This window comes from Mucilaginibacter sp. (genome assembly GCF_028288105.1).
Taxonomy (GTDB): domain Bacteria; phylum Bacteroidota; class Bacteroidia; order Sphingobacteriales; family Sphingobacteriaceae; genus Mucilaginibacter.
Genome location: NZ_JAQBOI010000235.1, coordinates 1 through 22,447, shown reverse-complemented (window position 1 = coordinate 22,447; position 22,447 = coordinate 1). Strand labels below are relative to the sequence as shown.

Here is a 22,447-nt window from a genome sequence, read left to right as displayed (position 1 = left end):
CATCCCCTTTGCAGATTAGCAATGGGCCAACACCAAAACCCAATGCACTGCCCGCATCAAGCAGAATGTATTTATCTGCAGCGTAGGCAAAGGCGTGGTAGCTTAGTTTGGTAATATCCAGCTCGCCGCGAAAAGCCTTTTGGTTTAACGTTTCCACATCATCATAAAACACTTCAAAGTCCAGGCCTTCGGTGTCAATTTTATGATGGATAAGCGCGTCGAAAATAAAAGTATCGTTTGGGCAAGGCGAAAAGCCGATAGTTAGTTTCATGGTATTATTTGTAACTCCTCTATTAAAGCAGCAGCAAATGTATTCAGATTATTAACGGCAAGCCCTATCTTCCAGTTATCCCGGTTACGTTTTTCAACGTAATTTGACACTGCCCTGATTTGTATGCAAGCCACCCCCGCTTCTTTGCAGGCGTAGAAGAATGCGGCTCCTTCCATGCTTTCAATCTGTGCATTTAAACGTGCCTGTATTTTTTGGATAGATGCCTCATTGCCATGAACCGTATTTACGGTAATAGCCGTGGCTTGTTTAAGGTTAGCTGTTTTATAAAAATTATAAAGGCTTTCAGTTGCTTTAAAAGCGCTTTCGCCAAAGCCCATTTGTGTTATAGGTAAAAATGCTTCGTCATCCTCCGCACCTAATTCTGCAAGCGTATCTTCGGTAATTTCTACAACATCGCCCAAGGCAAAGCTACGGTCAAAGCTGCCGGCTATTCCAAGGTTTACTACCAGGTCATATTGGTTTTTTGACAGTTCGCGGCCCAGTGCATAAGCTGTTGCTACCATGCCCACACCGGTAATGAGGAGTTTGAAGTTTAAAGTTGAAGGTTCAAAGTTTGATGCATTATTTTGACTTTCTACCTTCAACTTTAGACTTTCCACTTCAAAAGAGGTTGCTGCTACGAACAATATTCGCATAAATGCTATTTTTTGACAGCTAAGATAAAACAACTCGCCTGTTTTTGTTTTGTATATTTGCACCATTAATTATTATGATGATACACATTACGCGCAAGGAACATTTTAACGCAGCACACCGTATGTACCGCGAAGAATGGAGCGCAGAGAAAAACCAGGAAGTATTTGGCAAATGCGCCAACCCTAACTGGCACGGCCATAATTACAATTTATTTGTAACCGTAAAAGGCGAGGTTACCCACGCCACAGGCTACCTTATTGACCTTAAAGAGCTTAAGGTGATCATAAACGAGTATGTAATTGAAAAACTCGACCATAAGAACATCAATATGGATGTTGAATTTATGTCGGGTATTATGGCATCTACCGAGTTGCTTTGCATTGGCATATTCAACCAGCTTAAAGCCCCTATAGAAGCTTATCCGGGTGTGTTTTTGCATTCGGTAAAATTGTACGAAACAGAAAATAACTCTGCCGAATATTTTGGCGGATAAACCTAACCCATGATCAACGACGATAACATTCCTGACAGGGACGAGGGTATAAACGGGTATCAAAAAATTGACCGTTACAATCCCGAACTGATACAGAGCCTGTCTGCCAATTACCTTGAAGTTTTAAAACAGATAGGTGAAAACACCGAACGCGAAGGTTTGCTGAAAACCCCAGAGCGCATTGCCAAAGCAATGCTTTACCTTACCCATGGCTATGATCTGGATGCAAAGGAGATACTTAACTCGGCTATGTTTAAGGAAGAGTACAGCCAGATGGTGATTGTGAAAGATATAGAAGTTTACTCGATGTGCGAGCATCATATGCTGCCGTTTTTTGGCAAAGCGCATATTGCCTATATCCCTAACGGATATGTTGTAGGGCTGAGCAAAATTCCGCGTATTGTAGATGTGTTTGCCCGCCGCTTGCAGGTACAGGAGCGTTTAACCAACGAAATACGCGATTGTATCCAGGAAACTCTTAACCCCATAGGAGTTGGCGTGGTAATTGAGTGTCGGCACCTGTGCATGAGCATGCGTGGCGTACAAAAGCAAAACTCGGTAACTACCACATCGGCATTTACCGGCGAGTTTTTAAAAGGCCAAACCAGAACAGAATTTTTAAATTTAATTTCTTCGAATTTAAGTTAGTTTATTAGCTCACTGGTTCATTAGTTCATTGGGTTTGAAAACCTATATTGAACTTTGCACAAATGAACCATTGAATAAATGAACAAATGAACCATAACAAATGAAAGCATACATTTTTCCAGGGCAGGGCGCCCAATTCCCAGGCATGGGTAAAGACCTTTACGAGCAAAATGAACTGGCGCGTGAGTTATTTGAACAAGCCAATGAAATTTTAGGTTTCCGCATTACAGATATAATGTTTGATGGTACCGAAGAAGATCTTAAACAAACCAATGTAACCCAGCCTGCTATTTTCCTGCACTCGGTAATATTAGCAAAAGTTTTGGGCCATGATTTTGCACCAAAAATGGTTGCCGGCCACTCGCTGGGCGAATTTTCATCATTGGTAGCAACAGGTGCTTTATCATTTGAGGACGGATTGCGTTTAGTTGCCGCCCGTGCAAATGCCATGCAAAAGGCATGCGAGATACAACCGGGGGCAATGGCCGCTATTTTAGGGCTTGATGACTTTACGGTAGAAGATATTTGCCAGCGGTTAACAGATGTTGTTGTACCGGCAAACTATAATTGCCCGGGTCAATTAGTAATATCAGGTACTGTTGCCGGTGTTGATGCTGCCTGCATAAAAATGACCGAAGCTGGTGCCAAACGCGCTTTAAAGCTGAATGTTGGTGGTGCTTTCCACTCGCCATTAATGGAAGCCGCCCGTGTTGAGCTGGAAGCCGCCATTGTTAATACAGAATTTAAAAAACCAATTTGCCCGGTGTATCAAAATATTGATGCCAAACCTTATACTGATATTGAGCACATAAAACATAACCTTATAGCTCAGCTAACAGGCCCGGTACGCTGGACACAAACTGTTGAGCAAATGCTTAGGGATGGTGCCACATCGTTTACCGAAGTTGGCCCCGGAAAGGTATTGCAAGGCCTTGTAAAAAAAGTTAACCGCGATATCCCTACAGCAAGCGCTGTAATAGAATAATTACAAGCCATCATAATGATGGCTTACTTTTACCATGATTTAGTAGATTTAACAAATTGAGCACTGCCGGAAAAATACGTGTATTACTGGTTCTATTATTTGCCAGTTTGTTATTTACAGCAATTATTGTTGAAAGTACGTATACGCCTGCAAATAACTTAATCCAAACGGCAAAGCTGTTAGAGAACAACCTGCACGCCAAGGAGGCAGATGTTTATAATGCCCTTAACAACCAACAGGTTTTTGATGAAATAAAGCAACTGCGTAACACACCGGCCAAAGGCTTGGCTTACATTAACGAGTATACCATGAAAAATGGCATTTGGATACTCGTTTATAAAAATGGCTTACTTGACTTTTGGACTGGTGTAAGGGTCATACCCCAAAATGCTGCTAAATTAAAAGAAGGTTGTTCTTTTATAAAACAGCCTAATGGGTATTACGAAACCATCAAAAAAACCGAGGGAAATGTTTCGGTCATATTTTTTATCCCGGTAAAAACCAATTATCCATTTACAAATGACTACCTGGAAAACATATTCGCCAAAGATCTTACTATTGACGATAACATAGCCATAGCCGACTTTACGGATAAGAATGTTTATGCGGTGCACGATGTTAATAACGTGTATTTATTTTCTTTAAAACTGGTAAAAGGGGTTAATCACCGCTTTTTTTATTTTGTTATCGGTTTTTGGCTTTTAGCGATCTTTACCCTTTTCATCCTCATAAATAATGTAGCCCTTTATTTGGCCGGCAAAAATTACATATGGAGTGCATTGTTGTTTTTGTTAGGGTTTATTGTGCTTTTTAGATTCATAAATTTACATTATGGCTGGCCCTATTTTACGCATGAGCTCTCGCTGTTTAGTCCGCAATTATATGCGTCGTCTCCATTATTCCGCTCCCTGGGCGATTTTTGCATAAATATATTGGCCCTATGTTGGTTTGTTATTTTTGCCTATACACATCGCAACCGGCTCATTAAAAATGTGCCCGGAAAAATAGTAAGCTATTTGATTTTTGCGAGCTGCTTGTTCTTGCTTATTATCACGTCAACCAGCCTGTTGAGGGTTTTTTATGGCTTGGTCATTAATTCCAAAATCAGCTTTGATGTAAACAATGTGCTTAACCTTTCGGGCTTTAGTTTACTGGGGGTGCTAATGTTATGCTTTAGCTTCATGATGTTTTTTTTACTGAACGAAGTGGTACTTACCATTTGTTTTAAGCTTGATATACCCATTTTACAGCAGGCGCTGTTGCTTGTTTTAAGTGTAATAATTACTACAGGCATAGCAACATACTATTGGGAATTTAGCTTGTTTTATCTGCTTTGGATGGTGCTGATTATAATTAGAGGCTACGCCTTTTTATATAATGACAGAAAATTTACGGCTACTTCTTATATTGCTATAGTGCTTATATGCGCCATTATAGCATCTATTAAACTCAACCATTTTGAGTCAATAAAAGAGCAGGAATTAAGAAAGGTTTTGATACAGCGCCTGGAAGTTCCGGATGATGCCACTGCTGATGTGCTATTTAAAAAAATAGAGAAGCAGATCATTGTAGACCCTCTGTTGGTAGCATATTATAAGAATACTGATCATACTGCTGATTACCTGGAAACACGTTTACAAAAGCTTTATTTTGACAGATATTTATCGAAGTATGATTTCCAGGTACATGAATATAATACATTAGACCAACCCATATCTGTTGACAAGAATTATACTCTTGATGTTTTTAAGGACATGGTGGTCTATAGCTCGTATAAGGTATCAGGTTATTTTTACCGCCAAAACGAATCATTTGGTTTTCAAAGTTACTTTGCCATACTGCCTGTAATGGATGGTGCAAAAAAGTTAGGTACCATAGTTATTGAACTAAAATCTAAACCATTGCTTGCCGCCGGGACTTTTCCGGATCTGTTAATTGATAAAGAGGTTAAAGGCAGCACCGAAGAGTTTAAAAATTATTCCTTCGCTTTTTATACAGATAACACGCTAATTGGCCAAAGCGGCACGTATGTTTATAGTATTAGAAACAGCGATTTTAAAGGAGAGCTTAAAAAGTATACTGTTCAAACCACAGAAGGCCCTAAGCAGGGGTTTGCCGCTAAATTTACAACATACAACCATTTGCTATATAAGCCATCCAAGCGCAATCTGATCGTTGTAAGCCAGGAAAACAATGTATTGTTATCAAATGTTACCGCGCTAACCTTCTTTTTTGTTGTGCTGCTGGTATTTAGTGCCATAATATTATTAATACGGATGATATGGATTCGCGTAAAAATATTTAACGTAAGTAACAACCGTATCAAATGGAGTTTTAAAATAAGCCTTGATAGGATATTATATAAAACACGCATCCAGTTTTCAATGATATTCGCGGTTGTTATAACCCTTATATTAGTTGGGATCATCACATTCGTATCTATAAGCACCCAATATCAGGTACAGCAGGATAAGCTTATCCGGTCAAAAATAATGCAGATAGCCATTGCTTTTGAGGCGGGCCCAATCAATAATTATATAAAAAACATTACCGAGGATAGTAAAATAAGCTTTGATGAATTGGCCAACACCTATTCGGCCGATCTTACCTTGTATGACCTTAATGGTAATGTATTGATCACTACCCAACCCAAAATTTACGATTATGGCTTGCTTTGCCGGCAAATGAATAGTAAGGCATTTATTTTGTTAGATGGCATGCAGAAGTCTGAAGTGGTGAATGAGGAAAAGATAGGTTTGTTAACCTATAAGGCTGCTTATACGCCCATTAGAAATGTAAAGCACGAAACTATTGCTTACTTGCAGTTGCCTTATTTTGCTAATGCTGCTGATTATACCGAGCGCATTGGCTCGTTGTTAAACATTATGATAAATGTTTACGCGCTGGTATTTATAGCTATTGGCTTATTTGCGGTAATCATAGCCCGCCAAATAACCGCGCCGCTTAATTTTATACAGTATAACTTAAGTAAAACAATATACGGTAAAAAGAACGAGCCCATTAAATGGGAGCGTAATGACGAGATAGGCGCACTGGTAAAAGAGTATAACAATATGATAGCGGCACTGGAGAACAGCGCCCAAAAGCTCGCCCAGTCTGAAAGAGAGACCGCATGGCGCGAAATGGCCAAGCAGGTAGCGCATGAAATTAAAAACCCGCTAACCCCATTAAAACTGGGCTTACAGCTACTTGATAAGTCATGGAAAGATAAAGACCCCAAATTTGACCAAAAGTTTGAGCGGTTTAGTAAATCATTTGTTGAGCAGATAGAAAGCCTTTCGTCTATTGCATCAGAGTTTTCGGCTTTTGCCAAAATGCCTGATACCCGTATAGAGCGGATGGATATTTTTGAAGTGCTTGGCCAGGCTGTTACCATTTTTAAACAAATGGATAATGTAACTATTACTTTTAAATCACCTGCAACCCCGTTCTTTGTAAAGGCCGATCGGGACCAGTTGCTAAGGTGTTTTAACAACCTGCTTAAAAACGCTATAGAAGCTACCCCGCAAGAAAAGGGCTGCATAATAGATATTGATTATTTGATCACCACCAGGAGTATTTTGCTTACCATTAAAGATAATGGCAACGGTATCCCCGAAGGGATGCGTGAAAAGATATTTGAGCCAAACTTCACCACAAAAAGCTCGGGTACGGGCTTGGGGCTGGCCTTTGTTAAAAACTCTATTGAAAATGCCAACGGCAAGGTATGGTTTGAAACCACTATTGACGTAGGTACTATTTTCTATTTAAGCTTCCCTGCTGATAGTACGGAGGTGGCGTAAGCCACAAGTATGACACTTTTACCACCAAATCATTGCGAGGTATGAAGCAACCTCTTGCATGCATGTCGCCGATCTATCCTAAAGAGATTATTAATGCGTTTAATTTTTCTTTAAGGTATTAATGAGCTCCCCCTACGGTCGGTTGTTTTCGTACCTCGCAATGAAGCGTGGTGAGAGAACCGCGGTAACACCGAATAAATAAGCCAACAAAAAGCCCCGGTTGTAAAACAACCGGGGCTTTCATATATCCTGATAAGCTTTTATTTAAGCGTTATGCTGGTTTTACCCATTGTATAACCATCGGCATATAAAAGTACGGTATATGTACCTTTTTGGAATGGTGCCGGGTTAACCCAATCAATGGTGTAACCACTGCCATCGTCCCTAAAATCAATTGATGTTTTATAGGTGTACTGCAGATCCTGGCTATCGGCGTTAAATGTGCCTGAATCGGTTTGTGTTATCAGGTTACCGGTTGGGTCAATAATGCGTACATATACATCATGCAGGCCTTTTTCGGCAACCGCGTTGGTTGCAACTATAAAGTTTATTTTAATTTTTTGCGCCTGTTTAGCTTTGGTTACGTCGCTTTCTTTACCGCTGTTTTTCACTTTGTAGGCAACAACATCTGCAGTTGCAACTTTAATAGCCGAGGCTACTTTTACCTTGGTATCAAGTTCCTGATTCTTTTGTTCAAGGTCGGTAGCTTTTTGGCTAACAGTGGCCAGATTGGTTTTTAATGTTTCACGCTCGGTAACAAGTGTTGTGTTTTGTTTTTTAAGTTCTTCAATATCGGCGGTGTATTTAGTTACAAAGTACCGTAGTTGTTTAATATCTTCTTGTGCCTTGGTTAGTTCGGCAACAGTTAGTTTTCCTTTAGCTAGCTCGCTTCTTAAAACACGTATTTTTAAGCGTAACGAATCGTTTTTAGCTTGCATTGCTACAGACATTTTTGCCCTGCCTGCATTAACCTGCTCTATTTGCGCTTCAAGGCTATCCAGTTCGGTTTGTAGCCTGGTTTTTTCATCATTTTGGTAAACTACCTTTATATCAGACTTGTTCTTTTGCGTGTACAGGTAAACATCGGTACCTAATAATGCAACCACCACAGCAATCAAAAAGTAAATTACGTTCGAATTTTTTTTAGGTGCTTGTCCGGGTTGATTTTCCACTGGTTGGTATTCCATAGTAAATAGTTAAAGGTTACGATAATTTAACAGGATGATAACCTGTAAATGCTATCTTTCTTTGTAATTTCTAAATAAATATAAGTAAATAACTAACATAACGAAAGTTAAACGCCCTTGTTTGCGCTTATATCAACGCGGGCTAAAATAAATACAATATGATTAAAACACAAAATAGGCGTAATTATTATACTAATACTAAAACTGCTTAGTTATGAGTTTATATCTTTGAGGCTTTTAAAATAAAATATCCGCTTAATGCAATTGTATAAATCCCTGCTTACTACTATTATCTTTTCAATTATATGGTCCTTTTCAATAGCGCAAATAATTACACCAGAAGAAGTTATAAAAACCGAGCCAAAGCGCGAATTTAGGGGTGTATGGATAGCAACAGTAGTAAACCTTGACTGGCCAACCAATGCAAAAGCATCTGCCGAAAGCCAGAAAAAAGACCTCACCGATCAATTAAATTTTCATCAGCAAACGGGCCTGAATGCCGTAATGTTTCAGGTTAGGCCTGCTGCCGATGCATTTTATGCCAAAAGCCGCGAGCCCTGGTCAAAGTACTTAACCGGCAAACAAGGGCAGGCTCCGGATTACGACCCATTAGAGTTTGCAACTACCGAAGCCCATAAACGCGGCATGGAGCTGCACGCCTGGTTCAATCCATACAGGGCTACTTTTGATAATAAGTTTTTTACCCTGGCGCCAAACCATATTACCCGCACTAAACCCGAATGGTTTTTTATTTATGAAGGGATAAAATTATTCAATCCTGGTTTGCCCGAGGTGCGCGAATATATTGTGCAGGTGATACTGGATGTGGTTAAAAATTATGATGTAGACGGTATCCATATGGATGATTACTTTTATCCATACCCGGTTAGGGGCCAGGTTATAAACGATGCTGAAACCTTTGCGGAATATGGAGGAGATTTTGATAATATAAAGGACTGGCGACGCGATAACGTTGATAAGCTGGTACACATGCTTGCCGATAGCATCCACAAATATAAGCCGCACATGAAATTTGGTATTAGTCCGTTTGGGATATGGGCCAATAAAAGCCAGCACCCCGATGGTTCTGAAACCAATGGCGGATCATCATACATTGAAAATTTTGCCGATACCCGCAAATGGATGCAAGAAGGATGGATAGATTACATAAACCCACAAATATACTGGCAAATAGGCAACCGGGTTGCCGCATTTGATACCTTGCTTAACTGGTGGAGTAATAACACTTATAACCGGCATTTATACATTGGCCAGGGGCCTTATCGTTTTTACGAGCAGCGCAGCCCTTCATTTAAAAACCCATCAGAAATACCAAACCAGATACGCCTGATACGTGCCAACCCACGTGCGCAGGGCAGTGTTTACTTTAGGTCGCAATCTTTAATGGCAAATGCTAATCATTTGGCAGATACTTTAAAAAAGGACTTTTACAGATACCCGGCGTTACCGCCGCCAATGCTTTGGCTGGACTCTATCCCGCCTAACGCGCCGCAAAACTTTGTAGCCCGGGCAGAAAACAGGGGTGTGATGTTAAAATGGCAAGCCCCTTTACCCGCAAGTGATAGCGAAGCGGTTTATGGCTATGTGATATACCGTTTCCAGGAGAGTGAAAAATTTGACTTAGGCGACCCTAAGAATATACTGCATATACAATACGATACCACAGCCTTTTATATGGATAGCAATGTGAAGCCGGGGCAAACCTATTTTTATGTGGTGACCGCACTGGATAGGTTAAAGAACGAGAGTGACCGAACGCCAACCATGGCGGTGACGCTGCCATTGCCTTAGCCGGTTATAAATTAATAAGATTGCGCGTGCTGAGGTGGTCAAGATAAATATCTAATTCTTCATCCCCCATGCCATATATTTTTTCATCGGCCCAAAAGGTAGTGTAGATCTCAGATCTGCTATGGGCCCCACTGTTATAAATACCAAGCAGTTTTTGGTGTATGTAGTTTAAGCCATCGGCATTAACCTGCAGGCGCTTTAAATGTGCTTCCATTGCAGGTTTTAGGCAAGGCATATTAGCCCAGAATTTTGTTTCGCTCAACCATTGCTGTATACGCTCGGCATTGCAGCAAATAAACAGGTCCCAGGCTTCGGTAGCCAGTTCAAAATCATATTCGCCTAACCGTACCCGAATGTTGTCATACAGGTATTCCAGTTGTTCACCATTCAATTCGCCCATACCGCGAAAATCGCTTACACCGGGATAATCTGCCGGGCATATTAAATAAACCGCCGGGGCAGATAGGTTGGTTTGCTGTGAAAGCAGCATCATAACACCAAGTAGGTTTACCTGGCAATGCAAATCAAACTCAAACCAAAGGTTTATTTCCTCATACGGCTGACTAAACTTTTCCAATTGCGCCACCATACTATCATGATAACGTTCGGGAGTTTCATTAAAAGTTTTGCAGATCCAGGCAGAGCGTTCCTGCCAGAAAGCGGCTGATTCAATGTTTTCAGTTAACGGGCCTTCAGATAAAACCTCGCGCCAAACCATTACATCGCCATCAATGCCTGTTTGTTCAAAGCCGTTTAAAGTAGAATCGCCGTTAAGTACGTGGAGTATCGCGCTCATAAATTTTGTTTTTTACAGAACACCATTTAGCGGCTAAAGTGTGCAAATTAAAAATTAAGACGATTCTAAGACAAATTATCTCTTTTTAAGGAAAGCGGTTTTCAGCACAATACTCATACCGTCAATCTTGCAATCAACTTCCTCGTCGTCGTCAGTTAAACGGATCTTTTTTACAAGCGTGCCTTGCTTTAAGGTAACACCGCCACCTTTTACTTTTAAGCTTTTTATCAGCGTTACGCTATCGCCATCGTTAAGGATATTGCCGTTGCTGTCTTTTACGTTCGATTCTGCCATAATCGCAAAGCTACACAGATAAATTAATTACCGGCGTTTATTTCCTTTGTATACTGTTTTAACGATATCATGCCCATTGCCTTTCTGCGCGCTTCCACATGTGTAGGGTTACTGATAGGTAAGGGCGTCCATTTTTTAGTTTTTGGGCTGCGGATCCCTTGTGTGCCGTATAATTGTTTCTGCCCAAGGTTGGTTAATACACGGTCTTTCAGGTAAGCATAATCCTCGCCCGGTGCATTTTTCCGGTCGACTTCCTTTTTCATAAATAATAGTACCTTTTGCTGAAAGGGTATATCGTCATCGCAATGCTGTACTATTGCCCAAAACTTACTGCTGCCACTCTCGCCTACTAATGAATAACCGGGGTAACCATATTTAGCCAGGATATTTTTGGCCTCGTTCTGGTTAAGTTTATCGGCAATGGCCCAGTTTTTATCAACGGTTGCCCGGTCGTAGTCAGATTTTTGGTTGTTATAAAGCTTGGCCGATTCTATGCGCCACTTTTGGTCTTCTTTAAACATGGCGCCCAGCTTTTTATAGAGTGCCGAATCTATTTTTGATTGGCCGAATACGATAACTGAGCAGCTTAGAAACAGCAATATTATGGACGATTTTTTCATAACTAAATCTTTAGGTAAAGGTATGCTATGCATTGATAAAATCAAAAACAAGTTATCGTTAATCCAAAAGCCATTTGTCATCCTGAGTGGGCGAAGGATCTATTGGCGAACATGCTTGTCGGTCATTAGATGCTTCACTGTCGTTCAGCATGACAAGAAGAGCGAAACAAAAAAGCCTCCTGACATTAGTCGGGAGGCTTTTTAATATTGATTAGTTACAATTATTTGGTAACGTACATTACTTCTTTTACTGCTTTAATTACACGTTCTGGGTTTGGCAGATATTCTTGTATTAAAGTTGGTGCGTAAGGTAACGGAACATCGCCACCCGTAATACGAAGTATTGGTGCATCTAAATAATCAAACGCGTCTTTTTGTACTTTAAAGGCTATTTCGGTTGCAATAGAACCTAAAGGCCAGCTTTCTTCAACAATTACCAAACGGTTTGTTTTTTTAACAGAGTTGATAACAGTATCATAGTCAATAGGGCGAACAGTACGTAAGTCAATAACCTCTGCATGGATGCCTTCTTTTTCAAGTTCGGCAGCAGCAGCGTTAACTACTTTCATGATCTTACCGAAACCAACTAAAGTTACATCGGTACCTTGTTTGGTTACGTTTGCTTTACCTATTTCAATGTAGTAGGTTTCTTCAGGCACTTCGCCTTTGTCACCATACATTACTTCAGATTCCATGAAAATAACCGGATCCGGATCAAGTATAGCGGATTTTAATAAACCTTTTGCATCGTAAGGGTTTGATGGAACAACCACCTTTAAACCCGGGCAGTTTGCATACCAGTTTTCGAAACACTGGCTGTGCTGTGAGCTTAGCATACCCGCGTTACCTGTTGGGCCACGGAAAACAATTGGCACAGAAAACTGACCGCCGCTCATCGACATGATCTTGGCAGCGCCGTTTATGATCTGGTCAATAGCAACCAACGAAAAATTGAAGGTCATGAATTCGATAATAGGTTTTAAGCCATTCATGGCCGAACCTATACCGATACCCGCAAAGCCCAATTCAGAGATAGGCGTATCAATTACACGTTTCGCACTGAATTCATCAAGCATACCCTGGCTTACTTTATAAGCACCGTTATATTCGGCAACTTCTTCACCCATTAGGTATATGTTTTCATCCTTGCGCATTTCTTCCTGCATGGCTTCCCTTAGCGCTTCCCTGAATTGTATTTCTCTCATTATGTTATTAAAATGAAGTTTTTTACGACCGCAAATATAATCACTAATGTGTAAAATGCAATTGGGTGCAGATATAATAAAGTGGTTACAAATACGCCTTAGCTTTGGTTGATATCAGCGAATTGTAAAATCAACTCGGGGTCAGGAATATTTTGCAGATATTGCTGTTTTTGCGAGTATCGGCCAACACCTGGATAATCGCCCTTGGCATCACCAATATCCAGCATTAATTGAAAATGCAGGTGCGGTGGCCAGTGTCCGTTCTGGGTTGCGTTGCCCAGGGTGGCTATTTGTTGATTTAGGCTGATAGATTGCCCAACTTCTAAGGCCACAAGGCTTTCGCGACTCAAATGCCCGTATAAGCTATATAGCGTTAAGCCATCTAAATTGTGCTGCAGGATAATGGTTGGGCCGTAGTCGCCAAAGTTATTATTATCGGCAAAGCTGTGAACGGTTCCTTGCAGCGGCGCATAAATGGGTATGCCGGCATTTCCCCATATATCCACGCCCAAATGCAGGCGGCGGGGTTCATCTTCGGTATCAAATAAAGCGCTACGGGTATAAATAGTACGATGTTCCATATAACCGCCAATGCCATAGCGGCAGTTATTGTCAGCCAGTTTTTTATTTATCCAATGGCTAAATGCTTCGGTATCGGCAACAACTTCTGCGGTTAGTTGGGTATTGGCAGCAGTAAGATCAAGCGGGTATAGCCTGTCGCTTTTAGCATTAAAGTCCACCACTTTGCCTATAGCACCGGGGTGGACTTTAATATAAGCTGCTAATTTTTCGGTAGCAAGCATGTTGTTTTAGTTCTCTTCGGTATCGGGCTGGCGTGGCTCGTTACTTATCTTGTCGAATATTTTATCCATACGCTCTACGTATTCGCTGGTGTCATCAACAAAAAACTCCAGTTGAGGGATGATCCTTACCTGGTCTTTAATGCGGGCGCCAAGTTTATAACGTATTTCTGATGCGTGCAGCTTTATAGCTTGTAATGCCGTTTGGTTATCGGTATTGTTAAAAAAGCTGAGAAACACACGGGCTATAGCCAGATCGGGCGTAACACGCACCTTAGTTATAGTAACCAGTGTATGCGGAAGATAGTTCATCCCCTCGCGTTGAAATATTGCAGCCAGGTCCTGCTGTATTACCCCGGCAAATTTTTGCTGACGTTTAGATTCCATAGTATTTAGTAACGCTGCTTAGGCGAATGAGTTTGAATTATTATTTGCGAAGGTAATGGTTAAAGCTAATGAATTGAAAATGCCTTGCAAAATTGTATTTGTAAAAAAAGCCTCACCCCAGTCCTCTCCTTTGGAGAGAATTTAGGTGAGGCTCCTACAGGTCCTGTTTTATCTCGTCCAGTCGTTTAACGCTTAGGTTAGAACTTATGCCCGATGCAATAACTGCTATAACAGTTACGGTTATAAATACCAGCCCTATATCGCTTAGTTTAAAAGCAACCGGGTAAGCATCCAATACCGATATGGCAGATCCCATTTTTATAAAGCCAAACTGCTTTTGTACAAAGCACACAATAAGCCCCAATAGCAGGCCGCTTATACAGCCTATAACAGATATCATCATCCCTTCAAAAAAGAAGATACCTTGTATCAATCTCTTATTGGCGCCCAGGCTGGTTAAAATGGCAATATCTTTACGCTTGTCAATTACCAACATGGTTAACGAACCAATAATATTAAAAATAGCGATTATCAGCACAAAGGTGAGGATCATAAATATTGACCATCGCTCGTAATTGATAGTTTTATAAAGCTCAGTGTTTTGTTCCTTTCGGTTTTTAACAGTAAAGTTTTTACCGATCCTGTCTTGTATAGCTTCCTGCACCTGGTTAAGGTCGGTATCTTTTTTATAATTTATTTCTATTGATGATACCTGGTTAGGCTCGTCGAGCAGGTCGCGGGTAAATTCTATTGGGGTGATAATTAGGTCATCAAAATCTTGCTGTATACCAAACACGCCCGACGGTTGTATCGATCTGAAAACAAAATCGTTCATGGGGTTGGTTGAATTGCCTGCGGAGCGCTTAGGCGAAAATATTTGCAGTGAAACAAATTGATTTTTTAAACTAACCCCAAGGTTGCCTTGTACTGTAGAGCCAATTACAGCAAAATTGTGCCCATCATCTTTCAAGGTAAACGAGCCGAACTGGATAGTGCTATCTAATTTGCGGCCCTTTAAAAAATCGTCGCTAACACCTTTAATAGTGCCAATAAATTGCCTGTCGGCATATTTTATCAAAGCTTTTTCCTGTAATACCTGGGTGTAGGATACCACCCTAACATCCCTGCCCAAACCATTAAAGTATGGCGTGTTAGGGTCGAACGTTTTACCTAAGCGTGGCTCAATTTTAAGTTCGGGTGTAAAGTTGCTGTATAACGACAGGATAACTTGTTCCAACCCATTAAATACCGAAAGGATAATAATTAACGCCGCGCTGCCAACCAGCACGCCCAGTATGGATATGCCCGATATAATGTTGATGGCGTGGGTCTGTTTTTTTGAGAACAGGTACCTTTTAGCTATATAAATGGAGGTATTCAAATGTTATATGTTAGCCTGTTTTATTATAAATATGGATTGGTTTGTTTCTCGTATCCAATGGTTGTTTCGGGGCCGTGGCCGGGATAAACGATACAATCATCAGGCAGTATGAATAATTTTTCCTCTATGTTTTTAATAAGCAGGCTGTAATTACCACCCGGCAAATCGGTACGGCCAATGCTGTTCCTGAACAATACATCGCCACCTATCAGGATGTTTGCGGTTTTATCATAAAAACACAAATGCGCAGGTGAATGGCCGGGCGCGAAAATCAGTTCTAACTCGGTATTGCCAAATTTGATGGTGCCTGTTTCGGGTAAAAACTCATCAGGCATTGGCGAAAGTTCATACCTTATGCCCATCGCGGGGGCATAAGCAACAACAGCTGCCAGGGTATCCGATTCGCCTATATGGAATTTGGGTTTTAAGTTATACTGATCAAAAACAAATTTATTGCCCAAAACATGGTCGATATGGCAATGGGTGTTTAACAGCAGAACCGGTTTTAGGTTATTCTCTTTTATGAAATTGGTTACCGCGTTTTGCTCAGGGGCGGTGTACATACCCGGATCAATGATCACGCATTCGCCGGTTTCGTCAAATAATAGGTAGGTATTCTCCTGGTAGGGGTTATTTACAAAGGATTGAACATTAGCCATGCTGCAAAAGTAAGGAAATAGTTTATACCAACTCATGTCATGGTGAGCTTGTCGAACCATTAATAAATACGACCCGGCGCAGGCCCTTCGACAGGCTACCCATGACAAATTGTTAGTAAATGGCGTGAAAAGTGTTCACGTTCACGGCCGTGAACGCCATCGTGAACACATAAATAACTGATAACAAGAAATTTAAAATTAAGCTACTGACGAAATAACGACACCATTAAATCCAAACCTGACATAGGTAAAATGCACCAGTATAATCGGTCACGCTGCACATCTTCGCAAAGATAAAGTCATTTTGCGCCTACAAAGGCCTCACGGATTTTAAAACTCAACATGACCCACGCTCTTATTCTAATCCTTCCATTTAAACGTCTTTATCATCACATCCACATCCTTCTTAATAAAATTAAGTACAGGCTGGATAGAATCAAGGCGTGGTTCGGAGTTAAAGTACAGCGCGCCGCGTAGGTAATGGCGGGTGCTATCTGTTAAAAAGAATTGTGCCGATGATGCGGCATTTCCATCAATGGTATAATAGATGCCGTAAACCTTGCGGTCGGGGTATTGAATTATGCCTTCATCTATCGAGGTTGCTTTTACCGTATGCTTAAAACTTAGCTTATGCGCATCCTCAACCAATTCGTTAAACTCTTTTTTAGATTTAACCGGTTCGTAACTTAAATGCAGCGTAGCATTAAACTGCGGGAACTGTATATTTTGCCAGCAGGGTTTTGCATTGGCAGATCTGTCGGGCTCTATTTTGCTATATTTTGGATACTCAAAGGTAAACGGGCAACCTTCGTTATATTGCTGATACTCTTTAGCCGGGAAAACAATGCGGTAATATCCCCTTGGCTTAGGCGAAAAATCGGCATTGCCCCTACAAGCGGCAATAAACAATACAACTATTATCAATGCAAAATATCTCACGGATGTTTTTCTTTTGAGCTCCATATCTCCCAGGCCTTTTCTGCCTGCAATACTAACATTTCATATCCGTTTTTTGTAGTGGCCCCTTGCTCGGCCCCTTTTTTAAGGAACAGGGTTTGCTCGGGGTTGTAGATCAGGTCGAACAAAAGGTGCTCGTCTGTTATCGCTTCGTAAGGTATCGGTGGGCAATCATCCACATTTGGGTGGGTGCCAACAGGCGTAGTATTGATGATCAGTTTATTCTCTTTAATATCCTTAGCCGTTAAATCGCTGAACAGGATATTGCCCGGGAATGGTTTACGGGTTACACATTTATAGGTGATACCTTTATTATCCAGCACACATTTTACGGCCCTTGCCGCCCCGCCATCACCTAATATAAGTGCGGTATCGTGCTTATTGGTTAGTAACGGACTAATCGACATATCAAACCCGTATATATCTGTATTATATCCTTCCAGCCTAAAATCATGCCCCTGAATGCCAACCTCGCCGGAAAATGCCGCCAGCACCGGGCTTTCTGATGTAATGCGGATACAATTAACCGCACCGGCAGTTTTTGCATCATGCTCAATCCAATCCAGGTATTTTAAAACGGATACTTTGTGCGGAATGGTTACGTTAAGGCCACACAAATGTGGATTTTCGTGCAGTAATTTTGGCAGATCATTTATGTTTTCCAGCGGATATAGATCGTAAACGCAATCGGCAATTTTTTCTGTTATAAATTTCTCGGTGAAATATTTTTTAGAGAACGAGTGCGAAAGCGGGAACCCGATAAGGCCATAGTGTTTCATTGCCGGCAAATTTTATGAGCTGTAATATTAGCAACAAAGCGGCAGCATTTATAATTTATTATTGTTTTACCCATGCCTTTATCGGGCCATAGTAAAGGCTATCAATGCTAATGAGTGATGCAAAAAAGCCGCGAGAAATTTTCTGGCGGCTTATATGAATTATTTTATCGCTTCAAATTTTACAACCAGTTCCCAGCGTTTGGGGTTTTCAACCAGTTTAAACATCGGGTCGGCAGAGTCATTGAACTCGCACCTGCGGATATTGGTAAAGCCGGCGTCCCGCAATTCTTTTTCTGTAGATTCCCAATCCCAAAGCCAAAGGTGTTCCAGGTAGCCAAATAAATGTTTGGTTACCGCTTTAAAGCTGCGTGGCCTAACCTCAACACCCATCATCATCCTTTTTACAAGCGTGATAGATGCTTCCGGGTCGCGCTTTACATCTTTATCGGTAATATAATCACGTACCAATACTTCCAGATCGGGCATGATTACCCTGAAAATGCCCCCGGGTTTTAGCATTTTGTAAGTATTACGTAAGGCTATCCTAAAATGCTCAAGCGACATATGCTCTAAAACATGCGAGCAATAAACCCCTTCGGCTGTATTGTCTTTTATCCCTGGCAGTCCTTTTGTGATGTCGCCATACTGAACATTTTTGTCAAAAACCTGCCCCAGGCTCTTCTTAAGCAGGAAACCAACAATGGGGGTGTTTTGTATAACAAGGGTGGGCGATACATCAAAATTTGTCCATTCTTCGGGGGCTGTTTGGCCACAGCCGTAATGAACGTATAGTTTCTTATCAGACATTTATACAGGGTTTTTATTAAAAAAGGCAGTCTTAATACCGGTTTTAAAGGTAAATTATTTTTGATGAATATTAAAGAACGCTAAAACATATAATCAAACCAAGTAGCTCTTTTAAAGGCATGAATTTTTAATACCAACGTGTTTTATTATTAGTTTAGCAAATAAATAAAGTTTTCGGCATGTTATACAACCGTAATATATTATGCATAAGCGGCACCGAGTGGAACGGCAATTATATTAAGGCTGTAGTTGAACTGATGAAGGTTTTATCTACCAAAAATAAAGTACTATTTGTTGAAAACGCCTACACTTATAAAGATGCCCTTGCCGGTGTAAGTGATAAAGATAAAATAGATTTTGCCCGGGCATTTGGGTTGAAAGATCGCATAAAAACTATCCGGATAGATAACGGAGGTACGGTGCATATCCTTTTCCCTCCGCTGGTTTTTCCGATTAACTTTTTGCCCAACGGCGCCCTTTACAACAACTTGCTTAAGTTTAATGCCTGGCTGCTGCGGCGAAGTGTGAAAAAGGCATTGAAAAGGCTGGATATGCAAAGTGAACTGATCAACTTTACATCGTTTAACCCCGGCATGGGTTTAATGACAGGCCGCACTTTTAACGAAAAAACCCTGATATATCATTGTTACGACGAGATAAAAGGCGCGCCACTATGGTTAAGCAAACATGGCCTGCGACTGGAAGCCGGCTTTATGAAAATGGCTGACGCTGTTATTGTAACCTCCAAAGGATTGTACGATAGCAAGAAGGATTTTTGTAAGCAATGTTTTATTGTGAAAAATGCGGTAAAGGCAGACCTGTTTAAGAAAGGCTTTAATAAAACACCAGATCATAGTAAAAAAGTAATAGGCTACGTGGGCACTATTGATGACCGGAGCGATTATGATATCCTACAGCATTTGTTTACCGGCATGCCCGATGCCGAATTTGTATTTGTTGGCCGCATATTAAGTGACCGGGGCGAGGCGATACTTAGAAAATATCCAAACGTGAGGGTTGAAGGGCCAAAAATGCCCGAGCAGCTTCCGCCATATCTGCGAACTTTCTCGGTTGGTATTATACCTTTTGTTAAGGATGATTTTACCAAAGGTATTTACCCCATGAAAATAAACGAGTACCTGGCTGCCGGTTTGCCGGTGGTAAGTACCGCCTTTGGCGACATTGCCGATTTTGCAAACCTGATTAAAATAACAGATGATAAAGAAACGTTCCTGCAATACGTTCAGTCGGAAATTACAGAGGATACGCCTGAAAAGCGGGAAGCGCGTTTGAAAACCGCCGAAAATAATACCTGGGATCAGCGTGTCGAAGAGATTTCGGCTGTAATTGAGCAGGTAGAAAAGGGCTTGGAATGACCTGCCGGGTTAGTCTGATTTCTGTACTGAAAAAAAATTCCGTTATTTGAGCATCTTTATGAACCCGTACCAACAAAAACGACGCTGGAAATACTTTTTACTTGCCTTTGCCGTGGTTATTGCCAGCGGGTCGGTTTTTTACACCAGTTATTTGGTGCGGAAGATTGCCATGTCAGAGCGTACCCGCGCGCAGGTATGGGCCTTAAGTATGAAACAATTGGTTAATACTTATGATAACGATTTCCTGACCTATGTTTTTGCCGTAAGGGATAGCCTGGTAGTACCTGCTATTATAACAGATTCAGAAGGGGAAATTGTTAACTGGCGCGGGCTGGACTCCACCAAAACCAATAATAAACTTGATAAGGCAGAATTGAAGCAACGCAAACTGCAATACGATCCGGGGTATTTTAAAGACGAGCTGGCCTACATGAAAAAGCAGCACCCGCCTATAAAATTTACCATGCTAAATGAACCTCAGTTTGTTTATTATAAGGATTCGGCCTTGCTTACGCAGTTAAAGATGTTCCCTTACATCCAACTATCGGTTATCGCTATATTTTTACTGGTGGCTTATACGGCCTTTAGCTCGTCGCGTAAATCTGAACAGAACCAGGTTTGGGTTGGTTTAGCTAAAGAAACGGCCCACCAGTTGGGTACGCCTATATCATCGCTAATGGCGTGGATAGAGCTGATGAAAGATAAGTTTCATGCTGAGGACGACCCGCTGATGGCCGAAATGGAGAATGATGTAAGGCGGCTGGAAATTGTGGCCGATCGATTCTCAAAAATAGGTTCGAAACCAAAGCTGGAAGAGCACCCGGTTTACGAGGTAGTAAAAGAATTTGTAGATTACTTTAAAGTAAGGGTAAGTAATAAAATAAGTTTCGAGCTAACCGGCAATCGCCGTTTAACGGCAGGTTTAAATATCCCATTGTTTGATTGGGTGCTGGAAAACCTTTTAAAAAATGCGGTTAATGCCATTGATGGCACCGGGAGTATTAAGGTGCAGATACATGGGAACAAGCAGAAGAAACAGATATTTATTGATATTACAGACACAGGCAAAGGTATTCCGCGGTCTAAGTTTGATACCGTATTTCAACCCGGTTACACTACCCGCCAGCGTGGTTGGGGGCTTGGTTTATCGCTAACAAAACGTATGATACAAAATTATCATAACGGACAGATTTTTGTGAAAGACTCTGAGTTGGGTAAGGGAACAACATTCCGGATAGTATTAAAAACAGTAAGATATGATAAACAGGCCAAACTCTGATGAATACGCACCCTATGCGGTGGTATATGTAAACGCGGTACCCAACGGCGCCGATGTATTGCAGGTATTGGTAAATAACCAGGCAGCAACTTATAACCTGTTCCATAACATGACCGAAGAACAGGCTATGCATGCCTATGCTGATGGGAAATGGACGCTAAAAGAAGTGCTTGGCCACATAATAGATACCGAAAGGGTATTCTCTTTCCGCGCATTTGTTTTCTCCCGGGAAGATATCTCCCTGCCAGGCTTTGACCAGGAGACTTATGTAAATAGTACTGATTTTAACAGCCGTAGTATAAAAAGCCTTGCCGATGAGTTTAAGGCGGTACGCGAGGCTACGTTATATTTATACAGGTCATTCAACGAGGAACAATTGGGCCGAAGTGGTGTGGCCAGCGGGGCTTTGGTTAAAGTGGGCGCATTGGTATACCTTACCGCCGGGCACGAAATTTATCACCTTAATATTATAAAAGAAAAATACCTGAAATAAAAAAAGGGGTGCTGCCAATCGTAGCACCCCTTTTTTTATTTCAGCATTAAACTGGTTATTTTTTCTTTTCCAAATACTTCATATCAACCCAATAAGAAATAAATAAACCCAATCCACCAAATATTGCAATTAAAGAAAAGTATATAGCAGGATTGTCTTCGCCTTCGCGATGCATTAAAGTTACGTCTGTTATATAAGCTAACAATAAGCCTAATCCACAACCTATCAATAATAGGCCCCATCTCAAATTGGTGTGGGGTTGAGGAAGATTAAGGCGTGGGTCCATGCCCCGTTCTATCATTGCCATGCGTTCACGGTTTCTGATGTAAAAGATCCCGAAGATCATTGCGAAAAATCCCAGGGGGATCAAAATTGGTACTAAAGCTCCTTCGTCCATGATATTTAAAAATTTTAATTAAGTTAATTTTTTTGTTTGCTGTTGCACCATTGCGGTGTATTTGTAAGCTATGACCACATGGTTTTTGATGAGGTTACACCCTTGGCGAAAAAAATTTTAGAATTTAGATTTACGATTTAGATGCATGGTCCTATTATTATAATGAAAGTAATTGCTTAAATTTATTCAGATAGAGGGAATCGTAAATCTTGGTATCTAAAATCGTAAATCTCCTGTAACCTAACTCGCCGGCATGTAGTCAGAGAGGTTGTATAATATGCAAAGCAAGCTTTCAGATATTGAATTAATAGAACAAACCCTTGGAGGTAACCAATCGGCCTATGCTGATCTGGTTAGGCGC

General features: G+C 41.0%; 23 protein-coding genes. 8 read left to right on the top strand and 15 right to left on the bottom strand.

The window, feature by feature from the left end:
• Both JWQ85_RS16095 and mqnB read right to left on the bottom strand, forming a co-directional pair.
• The coding region (locus JWQ85_RS16095) for an MqnA/MqnD/SBP family protein (protein ID WP_367186229.1) at positions 1 to 271 on the bottom strand (271 nt) is incomplete at its 3' end.
• Positions 268 to 927, bottom strand: a complete 660-nt coding sequence (gene mqnB, locus JWQ85_RS16090) for a futalosine hydrolase (RefSeq protein ID WP_299469786.1) — start codon at positions 925 to 927, stop codon at positions 268 to 270. The genes mqnB and JWQ85_RS16095, both read right to left, overlap by 4 nt.
• Positions 928 to 1,004: 77 nt before the next feature.
• On the opposite strand from mqnB, the gene JWQ85_RS16085 reads away from it, so the two are divergent.
• From JWQ85_RS16085 to JWQ85_RS16070, 4 genes are all read left to right on the top strand, one after another.
• Positions 1,005 to 1,421, top strand: coding sequence for a 6-carboxytetrahydropterin synthase (locus tag JWQ85_RS16085; protein WP_299469788.1), 417 nt, complete (start codon positions 1,005 to 1,007; stop codon positions 1,419 to 1,421).
• Between the two features lie 9 nt (positions 1,422 to 1,430).
• Positions 1,431 to 2,069, top strand: a complete 639-nt coding sequence (gene folE / locus JWQ85_RS16080) for a GTP cyclohydrolase I FolE (RefSeq protein ID WP_299469784.1) — start codon at positions 1,431 to 1,433, stop codon at positions 2,067 to 2,069.
• Positions 2,070 to 2,169: 100 nt separating this feature from the next.
• Positions 2,170 to 3,054: an ACP S-malonyltransferase gene (gene fabD / locus JWQ85_RS16075; RefSeq protein ID WP_299469782.1), complete on the top strand. Its 885-nt coding sequence runs from the start codon at positions 2,170 to 2,172 to the stop codon at positions 3,052 to 3,054.
• 56 nt (positions 3,055 to 3,110) lie between these two features.
• Positions 3,111 to 6,857: an ATP-binding protein gene (locus JWQ85_RS16070; protein WP_299469780.1), complete on the top strand. Its 3,747-nt coding sequence runs from the start codon at positions 3,111 to 3,113 to the stop codon at positions 6,855 to 6,857.
• Between the two features lie 260 nt (positions 6,858 to 7,117).
• Here JWQ85_RS16070 and JWQ85_RS16065 read toward each other — a convergent pair whose 3' ends face one another.
• The gene (locus JWQ85_RS16065; protein WP_299469778.1) at positions 7,118 to 8,044 is read right to left on the bottom strand and encodes a hypothetical protein; all 927 of its coding nucleotides are present in this window, start codon (positions 8,042 to 8,044) and stop codon (positions 7,118 to 7,120) included.
• Between the two features lie 258 nt (positions 8,045 to 8,302).
• On the opposite strand from JWQ85_RS16065, the gene JWQ85_RS16060 reads away from it, so the two are divergent.
• Positions 8,303 to 9,856, top strand: a complete 1,554-nt coding sequence (locus JWQ85_RS16060; RefSeq protein ID WP_299469776.1) for a family 10 glycosylhydrolase — start codon at positions 8,303 to 8,305, stop codon at positions 9,854 to 9,856.
• Positions 9,857 to 9,860: 4 nt separating this feature from the next.
• On the opposite strand, the gene JWQ85_RS16055 is transcribed toward JWQ85_RS16060, so the two are convergent.
• The 11 genes from JWQ85_RS16055 to JWQ85_RS16005 form a co-directional block, all read right to left on the bottom strand.
• The gene (locus tag JWQ85_RS16055; RefSeq protein ID WP_299469774.1) at positions 9,861 to 10,652 is read right to left on the bottom strand and encodes a DUF1835 domain-containing protein; all 792 of its coding nucleotides are present in this window, start codon (positions 10,650 to 10,652) and stop codon (positions 9,861 to 9,863) included.
• A 75-nt stretch (positions 10,653 to 10,727) separates the two neighbouring features.
• Positions 10,728 to 10,946 carry a zinc ribbon domain-containing protein YjdM gene (locus JWQ85_RS16050; protein ID WP_290427212.1) on the bottom strand — a complete coding sequence of 73 codons (219 nt, stop codon included), beginning with the start codon at positions 10,944 to 10,946 and terminating at the stop codon, positions 10,728 to 10,730.
• A 23-nt stretch (positions 10,947 to 10,969) separates the two neighbouring features.
• A complete protein-coding gene (locus tag JWQ85_RS16045) occupies positions 10,970 to 11,566 on the bottom strand; it encodes a DUF6624 domain-containing protein (protein WP_299469770.1) in 597 nt (198 codons plus the stop codon).
• 221 nt (positions 11,567 to 11,787) lie between these two features.
• Complete coding sequence (locus JWQ85_RS16040; RefSeq protein ID WP_299469768.1) at positions 11,788 to 12,771, bottom strand: pyruvate dehydrogenase complex E1 component subunit beta; 984 nt, start codon at positions 12,769 to 12,771, stop codon at positions 11,788 to 11,790.
• A gap of 98 nt (positions 12,772 to 12,869) precedes the next feature.
• Positions 12,870 to 13,574, bottom strand: a complete 705-nt coding sequence (locus JWQ85_RS16035; RefSeq protein ID WP_299469766.1) for a peptidoglycan DD-metalloendopeptidase family protein — start codon at positions 13,572 to 13,574, stop codon at positions 12,870 to 12,872.
• A 6-nt stretch (positions 13,575 to 13,580) separates the two neighbouring features.
• The gene (gene rbfA, locus JWQ85_RS16030; protein WP_299469764.1) at positions 13,581 to 13,958 is read right to left on the bottom strand and encodes a 30S ribosome-binding factor RbfA; all 378 of its coding nucleotides are present in this window, start codon (positions 13,956 to 13,958) and stop codon (positions 13,581 to 13,583) included.
• 154 nt (positions 13,959 to 14,112) lie between these two features.
• Positions 14,113 to 15,339, bottom strand: coding sequence for an FtsX-like permease family protein (locus tag JWQ85_RS16025; RefSeq protein ID WP_299469762.1), 1,227 nt, complete (start codon positions 15,337 to 15,339; stop codon positions 14,113 to 14,115).
• A 23-nt stretch (positions 15,340 to 15,362) separates the two neighbouring features.
• Positions 15,363 to 15,998 (bottom strand): MBL fold metallo-hydrolase, encoded by a 636-nt coding sequence (locus JWQ85_RS16020; protein ID WP_299469760.1) that lies wholly within the window; start codon positions 15,996 to 15,998, stop codon positions 15,363 to 15,365.
• Positions 15,999 to 16,358: 360 nt separating this feature from the next.
• Positions 16,359 to 16,961: a gliding motility lipoprotein GldD gene (gene gldD / locus JWQ85_RS16015; RefSeq protein ID WP_299469758.1), complete on the bottom strand. Its 603-nt coding sequence runs from the start codon at positions 16,959 to 16,961 to the stop codon at positions 16,359 to 16,361.
• On the bottom strand, positions 16,934 to 17,734 hold the full coding sequence (locus JWQ85_RS16010; RefSeq protein WP_299469756.1) for a shikimate dehydrogenase: 801 nt from the start codon (positions 17,732 to 17,734) through the stop codon (positions 16,934 to 16,936). Before JWQ85_RS16010 ends, gldD begins: the two co-directional genes overlap by 28 nt.
• Positions 17,735 to 17,893: 159 nt before the next feature.
• Positions 17,894 to 18,541, bottom strand: coding sequence for a methyltransferase domain-containing protein (locus tag JWQ85_RS16005; protein ID WP_299469754.1), 648 nt, complete (start codon positions 18,539 to 18,541; stop codon positions 17,894 to 17,896).
• Between the two features lie 179 nt (positions 18,542 to 18,720).
• Between JWQ85_RS16005 and JWQ85_RS16000 the strand changes: the two genes are divergently transcribed.
• Genes JWQ85_RS16000 through JWQ85_RS15990 form a run of 3 tightly spaced genes read left to right on the top strand, consistent with a single transcriptional unit; the run spans position 18,721 to position 21,689 of the window.
• A complete protein-coding gene (locus tag JWQ85_RS16000; protein ID WP_299469752.1) occupies positions 18,721 to 19,917 on the top strand; it encodes a glycosyltransferase in 1,197 nt (398 codons plus the stop codon).
• Between the two features lie 58 nt (positions 19,918 to 19,975).
• Positions 19,976 to 21,196: a HAMP domain-containing sensor histidine kinase gene (locus JWQ85_RS15995; protein WP_299469750.1), complete on the top strand. Its 1,221-nt coding sequence runs from the start codon at positions 19,976 to 19,978 to the stop codon at positions 21,194 to 21,196.
• Positions 21,174 to 21,689 (top strand): DinB family protein, encoded by a 516-nt coding sequence (locus JWQ85_RS15990; RefSeq protein ID WP_299469748.1) that lies wholly within the window; start codon positions 21,174 to 21,176, stop codon positions 21,687 to 21,689. The genes JWQ85_RS15995 and JWQ85_RS15990 overlap by 23 nt, the downstream gene beginning before the upstream one ends.
• A gap of 55 nt (positions 21,690 to 21,744) precedes the next feature.
• Here JWQ85_RS15990 and JWQ85_RS15985 read toward each other — a convergent pair whose 3' ends face one another.
• Positions 21,745 to 22,086: a DUF6249 domain-containing protein gene (locus JWQ85_RS15985; RefSeq protein WP_299469746.1), complete on the bottom strand. Its 342-nt coding sequence runs from the start codon at positions 22,084 to 22,086 to the stop codon at positions 21,745 to 21,747.
• Positions 22,087 to 22,447 lie beyond the last annotated feature (361 nt).